The organism is Alcaligenes sp. RM2 (assembly GCF_052931795.1).
The window spans coordinates 962693-977116 of record NZ_JBRFIO010000002.1 but is presented as its reverse complement, the minus strand read 5'-3'; the positions used below and the strand labels follow the sequence as shown (position 1 = coordinate 977116).

Here is a 14424-nt window from a genome sequence, read left to right as displayed (position 1 = left end):
GGACAATGAAAAAGCCTGGCGTCGGGATAATGGAAGCAGGCAGACCGCCCGGCTCCCGAAACCTGAAAAATTGAAAATTAACTGGCGCGCACTTTCACATAACTGCCGGGCGCATCCTCCAGCACGGGATAACGCGCATGGCCCAGACGACGTTTTGCGCGACGCCGCGAACCCGACAAAGGTGCAAGCCACGCAATCCAATCGGACCACCAGCTACCAGGTACGGACTGAGCCCGCTCCATATACTGCTGGGCATCCAGCGTGGCGACTGGCTCGCCATCTTGCAGCACCCAGTAATTACGGCGCTGCTTGGCAGGTGGATTGATCACGCCTGCGATATGGCCCGAAGCTCCCAGCACAAAACGATGCTGAGCCGCAGGCAGTGCCTGCAAGGACGCATAGGCCGACTGCCAGGGCACGATATGGTCTTCTTTGGAGCCATACAGGTACACGGGCAAATCCAGCTGGCTCAGATCGGCGCGGTGCGCCCCCACGGGAACACCACCTTTTTGAACCAGACGATTTTCCAGATAGGTATTGCGCAAATACCAGGTAAAGAAAGGACCGGGCAAATGGGTGCCGTCGGAGTTCCAGTACAGCAAGTCAAAGGCAGGTGGTTTTTTACCCTGCAAGTAGTTACTGTTCACATAGTTCCAAACCAGCTCGGCGGGGCGCAGGAAAGAAAAGGTACTGGCCAGCTCACGGGCATTGAGCAATCCGCCCTGCCCCAACTGCCACTCCCGAAACGCAACCTGTGCTTCGTCGATAAAGACATTCAGCATGCCCACATCGGTGAAATCCAACATGGTGGTCAGCAAGGTCATGGAAACGGCCGGGTCCTGACCTTTATCGCGTGCCAGAGCCAAAGCGCTGGCCAGCAAGGTGCCACCGATACAAAAGCCCAGCGTATTGATTTTTTCCTGGCCCGACAGCTCCTGGCTGACACGAATCGCTTCCAGCACGCCCTGCTCCAGATAATCCTGCCAACTCAGTGCATGGATATGGGCCGCGTCATTCGGCTGGGGATTGCGCCAGGACATCAGGTACACCGTCAGCCCCTGATCCAGAGCGTGGCGTACAAAGGAATTCTCCGGCTGCAGGTCCAGAATGTAGAACTTGTTGATGCAGGGCGGCACGATCAGCAAGGGCACGGCATGGACCATGCTGGTAGTAGGTGCGTATTGAATCAGTTGAAAAATATCGTTCTGGAATACCACGGCACCGGGGGTAGCACCCACGTTTTTCCCCAGTTGAAACTGGCTTTCATCCGTTTGTGTCAGACGGCCTTTTTGCCAGTCGTCCATAAAATTGGACATTCCTTCCAGCACCGACTGGCCGCCCGTATCCATCATGGTTTGCAGGGCCTGGGGGTTGAGCATCAAATAGTTGCTGGGCGACATGGCCTCAGCCCACTGCATCATGGAAAAGCTCAGGCGCTCACGCTGCGGGGCTTCCAGCTCCATCGAGTCCAGCATCTCGTTCATGGCCTGAACGCTAAGCTGCCAGATATGGGCATTGAACAAGGCGGTGGGATTGCTCTGCCAGGCGGCATCCGCAAACCGGCGATCCTGGGGAGGTGGCAAGGCACCGCGCTGGGCCTGGTCCCACAACTCCTGCCACTGTTGCATATAACGAGCTTGCAGTTCAGCACAGCGGGTGGCATCGATCGGTTTGCCAAAACCTTGAAAAGCTCTGTTGTTACTCGACATCTGCCACCTGTAAACGAATTGCAAATACGCTTAGAGCATGACGTTCGTAACAAAAGCAGTCAATTGGGGTAATTAATTAGGCTGGCACGCCAATAGACGGAATTAAAGATTCCATATCGTATTTAATACGATTAAAAAACCGTTAAAGCAGGTTCAAGCGAGCAATCGTGGCCTGTCGGCCGGTCAAGGGCGAGCGGCGGTAGGAATAAAACAATTCATTCTCTTGAAACGTACACAAGCCACTCAAGTGCACGGTCATTGTTCCAGGGCTTAATTTTTCCAAACGGTGGCGGGCAATACCGGGCAAATCCGCCTGCCATTTTCCAGGACGCTTTCCCTGAATAAAAAAGGCGGCCAATTCCGGCTCATCCTGAACATAGGCATCAAAGACTTCCTGCCCGACTTCAAAGTGTTCTTGACTGATTGCCGGACCAATCCAGGCTTGCCAGGATTGCGCTTGGGGACAACGGGCGGCCATCGCCTGCCAGGTACGCTCCAGGACTCCGGCTTGCAGACCACGCCAACCGGCATGGGCCACACCCAAGACCTGAGATTGCTCGTCCCAGATCACCACCGGCAGGCAATCGGCGGTCAGAATGGCCAGGGTACGGTCCCGGCGTGTAGTGATGGCAGCATCAAACTGTCTGGGCACGGCAGGCAAAACATCCTGATCTGCATCCAGCACATCTGTGCCGTGTACCTGTGCCAGCCAGACTGGCTCCGAACCCAGGAAGTCCGCCAGCCGCTGGCGGTTAACCTGCACCCGCTCCGGATCGTCGCCGGTATTCAGACCCAGATTCAGGCTGTCACGCTCGTCCTGGCTGACGCCACCGGCCCGAGTCGTACAGAAATAAAGCAGCCCCGCTTGTTCGGGGCCGCTAACACCAGGAATCAGCTTTGAGTGTGCCATTCAATCGCCTCTGCAACAGACTGATAGTCAGACGGTGGCTCCGCCGAGAAGCGACGGCGCTCGCCCGTATCGGGATCATCAAACTCCAGCACATGGGCATGCAGCATTTGGCGCTGCGCCCCCCCGACAACGCGGCCACCATATAAGGTATCGGCCAGCAGAGGATGCTTGATTGAGCTCAGGTGGACACGAATCTGGTGGGTACGCCCTGTCTCCAGTCGGCAAGCCACCTCGGTCACCGCTTCCTCGCCTGCATAACCCTGACGCAACATTTGATAATGCGTTACAGCATGCTTGGGAGCGACGGACGGCCCAGTACTCATGCGCACTGGCACGCGCAAATCGCGTCCAATCGGCTCATCGACCGAGCCCTGGCCCGGCAAGACGCCATGGACCAACGCCAGATACTGGCGTCCCATGCTACGCTCTTGCAGTTGTCGGACAAAGTGAGTTTGTGCGACTTCCGTGCGGGCCACGACCAGCAAGCCAGAAGTGTCTTTGTCCAGCCGGTGTACAACACCGGCACGGGGTACCTGACGCAGATTGGGGAAGCGAAACAGCAAACCATTGAGCAAGGTGCCACGCCAGTTACCCGCACCAGGATGCGTGACCAGACCCACTGGCTTGTTAACCACCAGCCAGGAGTCGCTTTGAGCCACAATCTCGAAGTCCACGTCATCAGGTTCGAAGGCCATGTCTTCTGGGGCCTGTTGCTCCCAGACCAGCACGGTATCACCGGGGTAAACCGTATGCTTGACCTTGACGGCCTGGCCGTTGACGAGAACATGCCCACTCTCGACCCAGGACTGTAGACGGCTGCGCGAATGCTGTGGCAGTAAACGCGCTAACGTCTTGTCCAGACGATCGGGAGACGCAGTGATGGGAAGGATAAAACGCAGTGCGTCGGAAGAAACAACACTATCTTTTTCAGTATCTGTGTCAGGCATGGCGACAAATCATATAATTGAGCAGCAATGCTAACACCAAGGACGCTTTTGTGACTCGCCTGAACCTGAACTTGCCACGTATTCGTGGTACCAAGCTGGCCCAAGTAGCCGCATTAATGCTGGCTGCCACTTTGCTTGCTGGCTGCGGCACTACCAAAAAAGAAGTTGACCCCACCTCGGGTTGGACCGCCGAGCGCCTGTATAAAGACGCCCGTGAAGAAATGTCCGCCGGCAACTGGAAAGACGCGCGTACCCGCCTGGAAGCCGTCGAGTCCCGCTACCCCTTTGGCACTTACGCACAGCAATCGCTGATCGACCAGGCCTATATCAACTGGAAAGACGAGGAGCCTGCCAAAGCCCTGGCCGCTATCGACCGCTTCCAGAAGCAGTACCCCAGCCACCCCGGTACCGACTACATGCTGTACCTGAAAGGGCTGATCTCCTTTACGCCTCCTAGCGCTGCCCTGTCCAACATTACCCAACAGGACCCCAGCGAGCGTGACCCCAAAGGTCTGCGCGAATCCTACGAAGCCTTTAACGATCTGCTGCAACGCTACCCCAATAGCCGTTACGCACCGGATGCCGCCAAGCGCTTGACCTGGCTGGTCAGCACCATCGCCCAGAACGAAGTGCACGTAGCCGAGTACTACTACAAGCGTGGCGCTTACGTGGCTGCTGTGAACCGTGCGCAAACCGTGATTACGGACTTCAAGGGCGTGCCTATTGCTGAACGCGCGCTGTACTTGATGTACCTGTCCTACGACAAGATGGGTCAAACCGAGCTGCGTGACACCACCAAACGCGTGATGGATCAGAACTTCCCGGACTCCACCTACTTCAAGGACGGTCTGGATGCCAAGGTTAACTACTGGAACCCGATTAACTGGTTCTAAACCTTGAGGCAAAGCAGCATAAAACACAGGCTGCCTTTGTGAAGCGACAATAAAACGCCTCACAGAACGCAGTCAAAAAAAGGCCGAATCCCATACAGGATTCGGCCTTTTCAGTTTTCCGGCTTCAAGCTGATATTCCTTACCAGTCTGCTCTGCCCTGCTCATCAAAACAGTAACGACAAGTCAGGTAGCTCCTTAGCCTGCAGCCATCTAAACACACCCCGCCCCCACAGGCCCCAGAGCATCCTGAATATCACCCCACCTTCTTGGCATTGTCCTTTTGCACGCTATACATACGCTCTGCAAAAGCCTTGGCCTTGGCTGGGTCCAGGGGCTGGCCTCCCAGAATCTTCATAGTGTCGTCCAGATACACCATGCGGTCTTCCAGCTCTTCCTGCAGGCCAATCAGGTAATAGCCAATCTGACAAAAGTACGTCGTCCGGGCTCGGGTCTGGGCTTCAATCTCTTCCACACCCATGCGCTGAAAGAAATTGGCCAAGGCATTCATGCAGGCCTTGTCCGCCCGCTCGACGGCTTGACGCACTCGCTCGGAGCGCCTTGCCCAATCCCGCATGGCCATATCCAGGCCCGGCTCAAAACGGGACACGTCCAACCAGGTAGAGAACAGGGACAACATGCCATCTTGCAGATTGTCCACATTCTCCAGCGCCAACATGGTGGAGCGCATATTCTTTTGTTCCCAGAAACCGACCAGCCCATCCAGCAGATCGTCCCTGTCCTTGAAATGCCAATAAAAACTGCCTCGCGTGACGGCCATCACCTGCGCCAGACGAGTGATGCGCACCGCCTCCACGCCTTCCTGCATGAACAGGCGAATGGCCGCCTCCAGCCAATCCGCCCGCGTCAAATGCACATTGGGCTCGGTCAGTGCGCCGGCCTGGGCCACACGTTCAATCAATTCCTTATCGCTCATATCGCCTGCTTGTAGAGTCGCTTTAGTCGCCAAAGTATACCGGCGCTCCTCTTATAACAGGCCCAGCATTCGTGGAAACGCCAAGGAAACAGCGGGCACGAAGGTGGTGATCAATTGAATCGGAATAGCCACAAACACGATCATGGCGATGGCCGGGCCAAAGGAACGATGTACCGTCACCTTGCTGATACGGCAGGACATGTACAGCACAGGTGCCATCGGCGGGCTGTTGGAACCCACAATCACCGCACACGCCACAATCGCGGCAAACTGTATCGGATTGACATCGGCCACGCCCACCAAAGGCAGCAGCAAGGGAGCCACCACCACGGTCAAGGACACATCGTCAATAATCATGCCCACCAGAATCAGGAACACATTGACCATCAAGAGAATGCCGATGGGGCTATCCACCAGACCCGTCACAAAGGCGGTCAGGTCCTGAGGCACGCCTTGCGCAACCAAAATACGGCCGATCAGAAAGGAGAACAGCAAGATCAGGATAACGGTGCCCGTAGTCTCTGCCGTGCGAACGAAGCTGTCACGCAGCTTGCGCAGGGTCAGTTCACGATACACAAAGCAGCCGATGCCAATCACCAGCACAACCGCCACCGCCGCAGCTTCCGTGGGTGTGAATACGCCCCCGTAAATACCACCCAGAATCAAGGTGGGAATACACAAGGCGGGCACGGCATAAAGCAAAGTCTTGAGGGAAGAACGACGGGATTTTTCATCAACAGCTTGTGCTGGCAGTTCCTTGAACCAGCGTCCAGCCACCACATAATTGAACAGCGTCAGCCCGACCATCAACAGAATCCCTGGCCCGATCGTGGCTGCAAAACACGCCACTACCGACTGCTGCGTCACCACCGCGAACAGAATCATGGTGATGGACGGCGGAATCAGAATCCCTAGCAAAGAGGAAATCCCCAGCAAGGCCGCCGAGTACTGACGCGGATAACCGCGCTGCTCCATGGGATCGACCAGAATGGTGCCAATGGACGCCACCGCCGCCGAGGCCGTACCCGAAATCGCCCCGAACACCCCGGAAGCCAGCACCATGCTGGCCCCCATGCCACCACGACGATTCTTGACCAGCATCTCGGCAAAGCCCACCAAACGGTGTGCAATCCCGCCTGCCTGCATCAAGTACCCCGCCATGATGAACAAAGGCAAAGCCAGCAGAACCAGGGAGTTCAAGGAACGGAAACCTTGCAACATCAAGGTGTTCAAGTTGACGTCATACACCAGCGTCAACATCAGCAGCGTGCCCGCAAAGGACCAGGCCACTGGCACCCCGACACCTAGCAGGAACAGGAGCAAGAGAACAGAAAATCCAGCATGCATAATCAATGGCCTCCATGGCGCAAGGCCATTAAAGACTGATAAACATCGCGCAAGGCATACATCAGGCTACCGGCGGCGTTCAGACCAATAGCGGCTTGCGGTACCCAGACAGGAATTCCCAGCTCGGCCATCGTGGTCGAGAACCGGGAACCCCACATGAACATGCGCAAGGTCCAATAGGCAAAAGCCACCACAATGATCAGCACCAGTACGGACACGATGAAACGATGGATAGCACGCGCCCGTGGGGTCTTCAAACGATGCGACAGGTAATCCACCACCAAATGCTGACGGGACTGGCTGGCGATCAAGGCCCCCGTCATGTACAGCCAGATCGCCGCCACCATCACAATGGTGTGCACACCGGCTGCCGGCCAATTCAGGTAATAACGTGCGGCCACCACATATGCCAAACCTGCCGCCACCACAACGCTGGACGCAATGGCCAGCCATTCCAGAGCGATCAGGGTCGGCCCTCGCTTGATCAGAGGGTCCTCACTCACATTCATACTCCCTTGTTCCAAGGTGTTCACTTGAGAGCCGAGGCGTTTTTCTCGATATGGGCCATGATGCTGTCGCCCACTTCAGCGTGCATCGCAGGCCAGACCTTGGCACGCACATGGGTGCCCAAAGCAGCCAGTTGATCCTTGTCGAGCTCAAGGTAGGTTTTACCCAGCGCTTTCCACTTCTCCACAATGGCCGCGTCCGATACCTGGGCCTTGGAAAACTGATCTTGCATGATGGTGATGGCCGAGGCCTGAATCACTTCCTGCTGCTCGGGCTTCAAGGCTTCCCAGGCTTCCAGGTTCATGGACAACACGCCGGTAATGAACTGCTGCTTGCTGCGCACGTAGTAATCCAGCGTGTCACGGAAATATTCGTAGTCGTAATAAATGACGTTGGCTGCATCGCCATCCACCACGCCGGTCTGAATTGACGTAAACACTTCGCCCCAGTCAATGGCTGCCGTCTGATAACCCATGGCTTGCACGGACTGCTGCATCATGGAGATTGGGGGGACACGTACCTTGATGTTCCTGGCGTCCTCTACCGTCACCGCATGTTTGCCTTTAGTGGCGACGCCATTGAATCCTTCAGGCCAGGCACCAAAGAACTTCAAGCCGTTCTCTTTGTAGATACCGTCCAGCGTTTCATTCAACCAGCCACCGGGCTGGTACGCGGCCAAGGCTTCTTCCCAGGTGGTGAACATGTAGGGCGTGTAGATCACCGCAATGCGCTTGTCGTAGGAAGTCATGGGCCAGTTCAGCATCAACTGCACATCACCGGCTACATGCTGGTCGAACACCTCTTCCTGACCACCCAACTGGTTTTGATAGAAAACGCGTGGCGACACCGCGCCTTGCGTACCCTCTTTGATCAGCGCAGCCCATTTCTCGATTGCATCACCGCTAGGCGAGCCTTGCGCGCCCGAGTCCGTTGCAATGCGCATGGTCTGTGCGGACACGGTGGCCGCGCTCAGGCTGAACATCACCGTCAGCAAGGTCTTGCTCAAAAGCTTCATAACTCCTCCTGGGTATGTCTTTTAAATTTATTGTTCAAACGTCGGCTATCAGGCTTCCGCCCGGTGCCGCCACAACTCCCAGCCCAAACGGGCCCGGACACCCACATCCAGAAACGGACGTGGCGGCAAGGCATCGGGTTGCCCCAAAGCTTGCATATCGGCAATCAAGGGATTGTCCACACCGCAAGCCAGATCGGCGACCAACATGCCGGAAATCGTGCCCTTGGTCAGACCCACCCCGTTCTGACACACCGCGGAATACACATGCGGTGCCACCTGCCCAAAGCCTGGGGAACCATTACGGGACAGGCAGATAAAGCCCGTCCAAGTGTGTTCCATCTCCACGTTCTTCAGATTCGGGAAACGCTCGTCAAACAGGGTTTTGTGCTCAATGCGCACGCGGCGGCGGCTTTCATCATCACTGCGCAAATTGGGCGCGTAAGTCATGTGCTGGCGGATCAGAATGCGTTGGTCATTGGTGCGACGCATGGTGATGCCCACAAAGGCATTGGCGGGCGTCAAACCCCAGCTGGGCAAACCACCCAATTCGCGCTGCTCGCTTTCTGTCAGGCAACGGGTCAGGCTTGCATGAGCCGCCATCGGCATCAGCTTGCCGCTGTAAAAACCGAACTGCTCGGCGAACACATTCACGGCCAGAATCATCTTGCCTGCACGAACCTTGCCACCGGGGGTTTCCAGCGTGACACCGTCGTCTTGCTGCAAGGACAGCACGGGCGTTTTTTCGTAGACGGTGACGTTGGAAGGCATATTGTCGGCCAGACCACGCGATAGACCCGCCGGGTTCAGCAACACCGTACCGGGGGTGTAAATGCCTGTGCGGAAATGCGTGAACCCCAACTTGTCGTGCAAGGCTTTGCCGTCCAGCCACTCATGCGGTTCCTTCAAGGACTCCAGCACTTGCAGCGTAGGCTTCAAGGTTGTGCGTACGCCTTCCTCCGAAACCGCTGCGTGGAATTTCCCGATGGGGCTCCAGTCGCACTCGATACCGTAACGCTCGACCTGGGTTCTTAGATAAGCAATCGCGGTACGCGCCAGGCGCACATGCGAGCGGGCGGCGTCCAGTTCGCCCATGGAACTGCCGACGTTATGAGGGCTATCAATCGCAAAGCCGGAGTTTCGGCCTTGAGCGCCCTCGCCCACCAGATCGGCCTCCAGCACCACGATGCTGTCACCGGGGCGGTTCTCTGCCAGGCGACGGGCAGCCGCCAAACCGGCCAGGCCACCGCCGACAATCACCCAATCAGCCTGCACGTCTTTGGCTAGAGCGGGCTTGGGCGTACGGGGAGCCAGGAGCCGACTCCACCCATTGGTCTTGTCGTTCTCCGGCAGACGCGTAATTTTCTTGATGCTCATGCCGTCGTCCGTGCGCTGGCCCAGTTGCTGGGATGCAGGCAGTAATGGATCAGAGCAGATTCTGCTTCATAGATCAGGGGCGTGCCCGCTGGCAACCACACACAATCACGTGGACCGGCTTCCAGAATGCCCTGCGGCGTATGAATCCGCATGCTGCCCTCGATCACCGTCACGACCTCGTCATACAGCACGGTCCATTCGATGCGGGCCCGGTTCAAGCGCGCATACCCCGCCCCCAAAGGCGTCCCATCTTCCTCACCCACGATTTCCGCCAACTGCGCCATCTCCGGTTTTTCCTGTCTGGGCTGAAAGACCAAATCGTCAAAACGTATTACTCGCGGCAAAGTTTTTTCTGTTGTCATGTGGATCACCAAACACAAGTGGTTTTAGAACATACATAGTTGTATGTTGTGATGGTAATGAGCCGAATTTGACGCGTCAATGCGTGGAGAGATGGGGATTACCCTGCGTTTCAGGCGGGAGAGCTTTATATTTAAATAATTAAATTAGCCTTGTGACGGGCTCTGCAAGCAGGGAGCTTCGTAGCGCTTTTGGCTGTTTTCTGCGCAACGCTTCTCCCAGCTTTTCACGCCCTTCTCCCATCAGCCAAGAACGCAGCGAGACAAGTTCAGGATTGATTTCTCGCATCAGACCGAGGTCCACCTGTTCTGCAAGAGGGCCATCCTCCAGACTTGACGCCATATGCCCCAAATCGGCGTTGGCAGCTAATACTTCATCAGGGAATCGGGCATAAGTGATAGAGCGACCTGCGGCTTCAGAAAAGGCGGCCTCCAGCTCCTGGCCGGTCACACGATCACTGGCGATCTTCAAGGCCATCCCGGCAAAACGTGCCCTGTCCGCAAACAGGGCGGCAACGATTTTCCCTATGTCTTGCACCGCAGTGAGTTGGATCGAATGATCACGGTGTATCAGAGAAACCAACCGTCCCTCCTCCAGGCCAAAGCCTGGACGTACGAGCATCTCCATAAAGATCATGGGGCGGATGATGGTTGCAGTCAGCGGCAGTTCGCGAATATGTGCCTCAATAAGAGGCTTGGCATCAAAGCGCGCAACACCTGTCAGTTTGTCCCCAGCGCTAGCCCCCGAGGAATAGATGAAATGCTCGACGCCATTTTTTGCCGCCAGATCAGCAAGGCGTGTGCCATAACAAACCTCCTCTTCTGCTGATAGGTTCGCAGGCATCACGCTGAATACGCCATACACATCCTTCATGGCCGACGCGATAAGATTGGCATCGTCCAATGACCCTTGCACGAGTTCAGCGCCTGCTTCCCGCAGAGCGATTGAAGCCGGTTTGGATAGAGATTGCACAAAAGCGCGGACAGGCCAGTGAGCCTCCAGAAGTGCTTTGGCCACCGATCCACCTTGCCGGCCTGTGGCTCCGAAAACCAGAATGGGACGAGGTGCTTTATTCATGATTCAGCTCGAAAAAAAAGAGAATGTCGTATTCTTTCCTCGATATCTGAATTGCGGAAGACGGCACTTTTTTGAACCTCAGGCACAAAAATGAAACCCATAGATCCAGCAGAGTCGGATGCTCTCAAGGAGAAACCCGACAGCGACTCATCCTTCCAGCCAATTCCATTGAATGGAGTCTGCACACGCCTTGGTGACAAATGGACCGTGCAGGTCATCTGGCGCCTTGCCATCGCGGGTGATCGTAGACTGCGATTTTCCGAAATCAAGCGTGAGGTAGAAGGAATCACACAGCGCATGCTGACGCTGACACTGCGAAACCTGGAACGAGATGGCTTGGTAGAACGCCATTATTTTCCCGAGGTGCCCCCACGTGTGGAATACGAACTGACGGAGATGGGGAAAAACATGCTCGATGCGCTGAAAGGCATCAATGTGTGGGTCAGAGAGAACCTTCCGCGTATACAGGAATCACGTCAAACGTACGATGCCAAAAAGCCTTGATGTAGAACGGAGAACGACGCGAAATTGAAGTCCAAGCTTATGATGCTGCGACTTTATACAATGTCGTGCCCCGTGCCTGGTACTGTGCAGCACCTAGCTCAAAACTCCACCGTGGCAAGCAATGGCTGAAACCTGTCCTAAGTTGTTGGCCCGTAAGACCCACTACTCCGCTTCCCGACGTCACAAGAACATGAAAACAGACATTTTCCAATGTCCAAGAATGCCCCTTTCATAAAACATACTCCATGAACCACGAACAAGCAGAAACACGGGTACTAGAAGCCATTCCTGTACTGGCAAAGGATCAAAGCATTGACGAATGCATCACTCAACTGCAAGCCAGCGGCCTGTCAGAAGTCCGTGCGACCAAGCTTTGCGTGATGATTCCCGAAGCCTTCGGGCTGGCACTGGCCTGGCGCCTGGGTGCAGCACTGCCTGATGAAGAGCAGATGTTTGATGTGCGCAATCGCGCAGGCGAGACGGTTCAGGTCCCCATGCTGGGCCAGCATGTGTTTTCCGTGGCGCTGGCAATGGCGGTTGCGGTGCTCAAAAAAGGCTGGTTTACGCCTATCACTCGGGAAGCGTTTGAGGCAGTCAGCAATCGCAGTGCCGTCATGTCCGTTCTTCAGCAGATAGAGGGCAGTCTGGAAGGCGCTGGCACACCCAGTCTGTTCTTATGGGGCTTGGTGGCAGAGGACATCGTCGCAGACGAGTCCTTGCCCTAGTTTTAATAGGCGGAGAATACAAGCAATACTTTCAAGCCTGCTCCGAGCTGTCGTTCAGTTCCACATCGCTGGCTTGAGCACTCTGCCGCCTGGCTTTCTGCTCCCGCAGAAACGCCAAGGCACGGGCAGGATCACGCGTACGGGCAAAGGGCGGCAAACCACGCCACAGCAATTTGCCATAGGGTTTCTCGACAATACGGGTATCGCCCACCATCAGTACGCCCCAATCACGTTCGGTACGGATCAAACGCCCTGCCCCTTGCTTCAAGGCAATGGCGGCTTCGGGCAACTGGTATTCCATGAAGGGATTACCGCCCCTGTCCTTGCACTCCTTGATACGCGCTTCCAGCACCGGATCATCCGGCGGAGCAAAGGGCAGCTTGTCGATAGCAACCAGCGTCAAGGCATCACCGGGCAGGTCAATCCCTTCCCAGAAGCTGGCGCTTCCCACCAAAACCGCATTACCACGGGCACGGAACTCGTCCAGCAGAACTTGCCGTGAACGCTCCCCCTGGCGCAACACATTGCGTTCGATGTCTTCCCGATCAAATCGGTCCCGCAGCATATCTGCAATCCGCTCGACCGAGCGCAAGGTGGTACAGAGCACCAGCACACCACCCTGCCCCGCCTTGATCAGCGGAATAAGCGCATCCACGAAGGCCTGATTGAAGTTGGGATGGCTAGGAAGCGGCAAGGTGCTGGGGACGTAGAACAGCGCCTGATTCGGATAATCGAAAGGCGAAGCCCAGGCTTCGGTGCGAGCATCAAACAAACCCAGTTGACGCTTGAAGTGATTGAAATCACCATGCACCGACAAGGTGGCCGAGGTCAGCACCCAGGACTGCTCCTTGCCTCGGTAGCGCGAGAAAATCTTGGCGACCGACAAAGGGGCACTGTGCAGGCGCAGATAATGCTGCCCACTTTCTACCCAACGCACGAACTCGTCGGGCTGGTCTTCGTCTTTTTCACTTTCTGGCAAATAGGCGTGACGGCCTTGACGATCCGGCTGGCTCCATTGGAACAAGCGCGCACGTAACTCCAAGGCGCTTTTATGCGCCGCCGTCAGATCAGGATGGCGCTCAGCCACCATGGCCAGCATCTTGATGACCTTGTCGAAGGTCTCCAGCAAATTCTCCAGCGCCTCGTCAAAAAGCTCGGGCTCAGGCAAGGCCTGAAAAGTGGCACGGCCACCTTGGGCGGCCAGCGACGCGGTGCGCAAATGCAAATCCCGAGCAGCTTGCTCCAGCTTGCGCGCCACCTGACTCCAGTCCACGGTCTCGCGCGCCTGGGCCAGACCCGCCGCTTCTATCTGACGACACAAATCCGTCAATTGATACAAGGACACGCTACTACCCAGAAAACGGGTGGCCACGTCGGGCAGTTGGTGTGCCTCGTCAAACACCACCAGATCCACGCTAGGCAGCAAATCCGTCACACCCTCTTCGCGCAAGGCCAGGTCCGCCATGAATAGAGCATGGTTCACCACTACTACATCCGCATCCTGGGCATGACGGCGCGCCTTCATCACAAAGCAGTCGCGCACAAAGGGGCAATCCTGTCCCAGGCAGTTATCGCGTGTGGAAGTGACTCGGTGCCAGATATCCGCGTCTTCCGGGACTTCGGCCAGCTCACCCTTGTCGCCGCTACGGCTGCGCTCCGTAAAAAGCTGGATGGCCCGCAGATAAGCAATTTCCGCACGGGACTTCAGGGCACGGTCATCCTGCCCCAATCGTTCCAAATGGTAATGACAAACGTAGTTGCTGCGCCCCTTGAGCAAGGCCACATCCACCGGCAAGGCCAGCGCCTTGCGCAGGTGGGGAATATCCCGACGGAACAATTGGTCCTGCAAGGTGCGCGTACCGGTCGAGACCAAGGCTTTGCCACCTTGCATGAACACAGGCACCAGATAGGCCCAGGTCTTGCCCGTTCCGGTACCAGCCTCGGCAATCAATACACCGGACTCGGCAACCGTCTCGCTGATGGCTTGGGCCAGCTCCAGCTGAGCCTGCCGCGGACGATAGTGCGAGACAGACTCTGCCAGAGGGCCTTGGGGAGAAAAGATATCGGAATAATCCTGCAACAACATGGGGCAAAACCGCTCAGGGAGAGGTGACGAATGACA

Annotated in this window: 14 protein-coding genes; 3 read left to right on the top strand and 11 right to left on the bottom strand. The window is 56.4% G+C overall.

The annotated features are described in order from the left end of the window. Positions 1-77: 77 nt before the first annotated feature. From ACU6HM_RS11265 to ACU6HM_RS11255, 3 genes are all read right to left on the bottom strand, one after another. Entirely contained in the window at positions 78-1709 is a 1632-nt protein-coding gene (locus ACU6HM_RS11265; RefSeq protein ID WP_009457630.1) for a PHA/PHB synthase family protein, read from the bottom strand. 142 nt (positions 1710-1851) lie between these two features. Beyond that, the gene (gene pgeF, locus ACU6HM_RS11260; RefSeq protein WP_009457632.1) at positions 1852-2619 is read right to left on the bottom strand and encodes a peptidoglycan editing factor PgeF; all 768 of its coding nucleotides are present in this window, start codon (positions 2617-2619) and stop codon (positions 1852-1854) included. Continuing rightward, positions 2601-3566 carry an RluA family pseudouridine synthase gene (locus ACU6HM_RS11255; RefSeq protein ID WP_446763817.1) on the bottom strand — a complete coding sequence of 322 codons (966 nt, stop codon included), beginning with the start codon at positions 3564-3566 and terminating at the stop codon, positions 2601-2603. Before ACU6HM_RS11255 ends, pgeF begins: the two co-directional genes overlap by 19 nt. Positions 3567-3661: 95 nt before the next feature. Here ACU6HM_RS11255 and ACU6HM_RS11250 point away from each other — a divergent pair, with 95 nt between their 5' ends. Then, positions 3662-4459, top strand: a complete 798-nt coding sequence (locus tag ACU6HM_RS11250) for an outer membrane protein assembly factor BamD (RefSeq protein ID WP_026484309.1) — start codon at positions 3662-3664, stop codon at positions 4457-4459. 253 nt (positions 4460-4712) lie between these two features. On the opposite strand, the gene ACU6HM_RS11245 is transcribed toward ACU6HM_RS11250, so the two are convergent. The 7 genes from ACU6HM_RS11245 to ACU6HM_RS11215 all read right to left on the bottom strand — a co-directional run bounded on the left by ACU6HM_RS11245 (position 4713) and on the right by ACU6HM_RS11215 (position 11073). Continuing rightward, a complete protein-coding gene (locus ACU6HM_RS11245) occupies positions 4713-5393 on the bottom strand; it encodes a TetR/AcrR family transcriptional regulator (protein WP_022983556.1) in 681 nt (226 codons plus the stop codon). Between the two features lie 51 nt (positions 5394-5444). Further along, the gene (locus ACU6HM_RS11240; RefSeq protein ID WP_022983555.1) at positions 5445-6740 is read right to left on the bottom strand and encodes a TRAP transporter large permease; all 1296 of its coding nucleotides are present in this window, start codon (positions 6738-6740) and stop codon (positions 5445-5447) included. A 2-nt stretch (positions 6741-6742) separates the two neighbouring features. Beyond that, positions 6743-7249 carry a TRAP transporter small permease gene (locus ACU6HM_RS11235; RefSeq protein WP_009457636.1) on the bottom strand — a complete coding sequence of 169 codons (507 nt, stop codon included), beginning with the start codon at positions 7247-7249 and terminating at the stop codon, positions 6743-6745. A 20-nt stretch (positions 7250-7269) separates the two neighbouring features. Then, the gene (dctP, locus tag ACU6HM_RS11230; protein ID WP_336972885.1) at positions 7270-8262 is read right to left on the bottom strand and encodes a TRAP transporter substrate-binding protein DctP; all 993 of its coding nucleotides are present in this window, start codon (positions 8260-8262) and stop codon (positions 7270-7272) included. A 48-nt stretch (positions 8263-8310) separates the two neighbouring features. After that, positions 8311-9636: an NAD(P)/FAD-dependent oxidoreductase gene (locus ACU6HM_RS11225; protein WP_268380549.1), complete on the bottom strand. Its 1326-nt coding sequence runs from the start codon at positions 9634-9636 to the stop codon at positions 8311-8313. Continuing rightward, on the bottom strand, positions 9633-9998 hold the full coding sequence (locus ACU6HM_RS11220) for an ethanolamine utilization protein EutQ (RefSeq protein WP_446763816.1): 366 nt from the start codon (positions 9996-9998) through the stop codon (positions 9633-9635). The genes ACU6HM_RS11225 and ACU6HM_RS11220 overlap by 4 nt, the downstream gene beginning before the upstream one ends. Positions 9999-10137: 139 nt before the next feature. Continuing rightward, positions 10138-11073, bottom strand: coding sequence for an NmrA/HSCARG family protein (locus tag ACU6HM_RS11215; protein ID WP_446763815.1), 936 nt, complete (start codon positions 11071-11073; stop codon positions 10138-10140). A gap of 90 nt (positions 11074-11163) precedes the next feature. Here ACU6HM_RS11215 and ACU6HM_RS11210 point away from each other — a divergent pair, with 90 nt between their 5' ends. Both ACU6HM_RS11210 and ACU6HM_RS11205 read left to right on the top strand, forming a co-directional pair. Next, positions 11164-11577, top strand: coding sequence for a winged helix-turn-helix transcriptional regulator (locus ACU6HM_RS11210; RefSeq protein WP_446763814.1), 414 nt, complete (start codon positions 11164-11166; stop codon positions 11575-11577). A gap of 245 nt (positions 11578-11822) precedes the next feature. After that, the gene (locus ACU6HM_RS11205) at positions 11823-12302 is read left to right on the top strand and encodes a hypothetical protein (RefSeq protein WP_446763813.1); all 480 of its coding nucleotides are present in this window, start codon (positions 11823-11825) and stop codon (positions 12300-12302) included. Positions 12303-12333: 31 nt separating this feature from the next. Here the strand turns inward: ACU6HM_RS11205 and ACU6HM_RS11200 are convergent, their stop codons facing one another. Then, positions 12334-14388: an ATP-dependent DNA helicase gene (locus tag ACU6HM_RS11200; protein ID WP_026484303.1), complete on the bottom strand. Its 2055-nt coding sequence runs from the start codon at positions 14386-14388 to the stop codon at positions 12334-12336. Between the last annotated feature and the right edge of the window lie 36 nt (positions 14389-14424).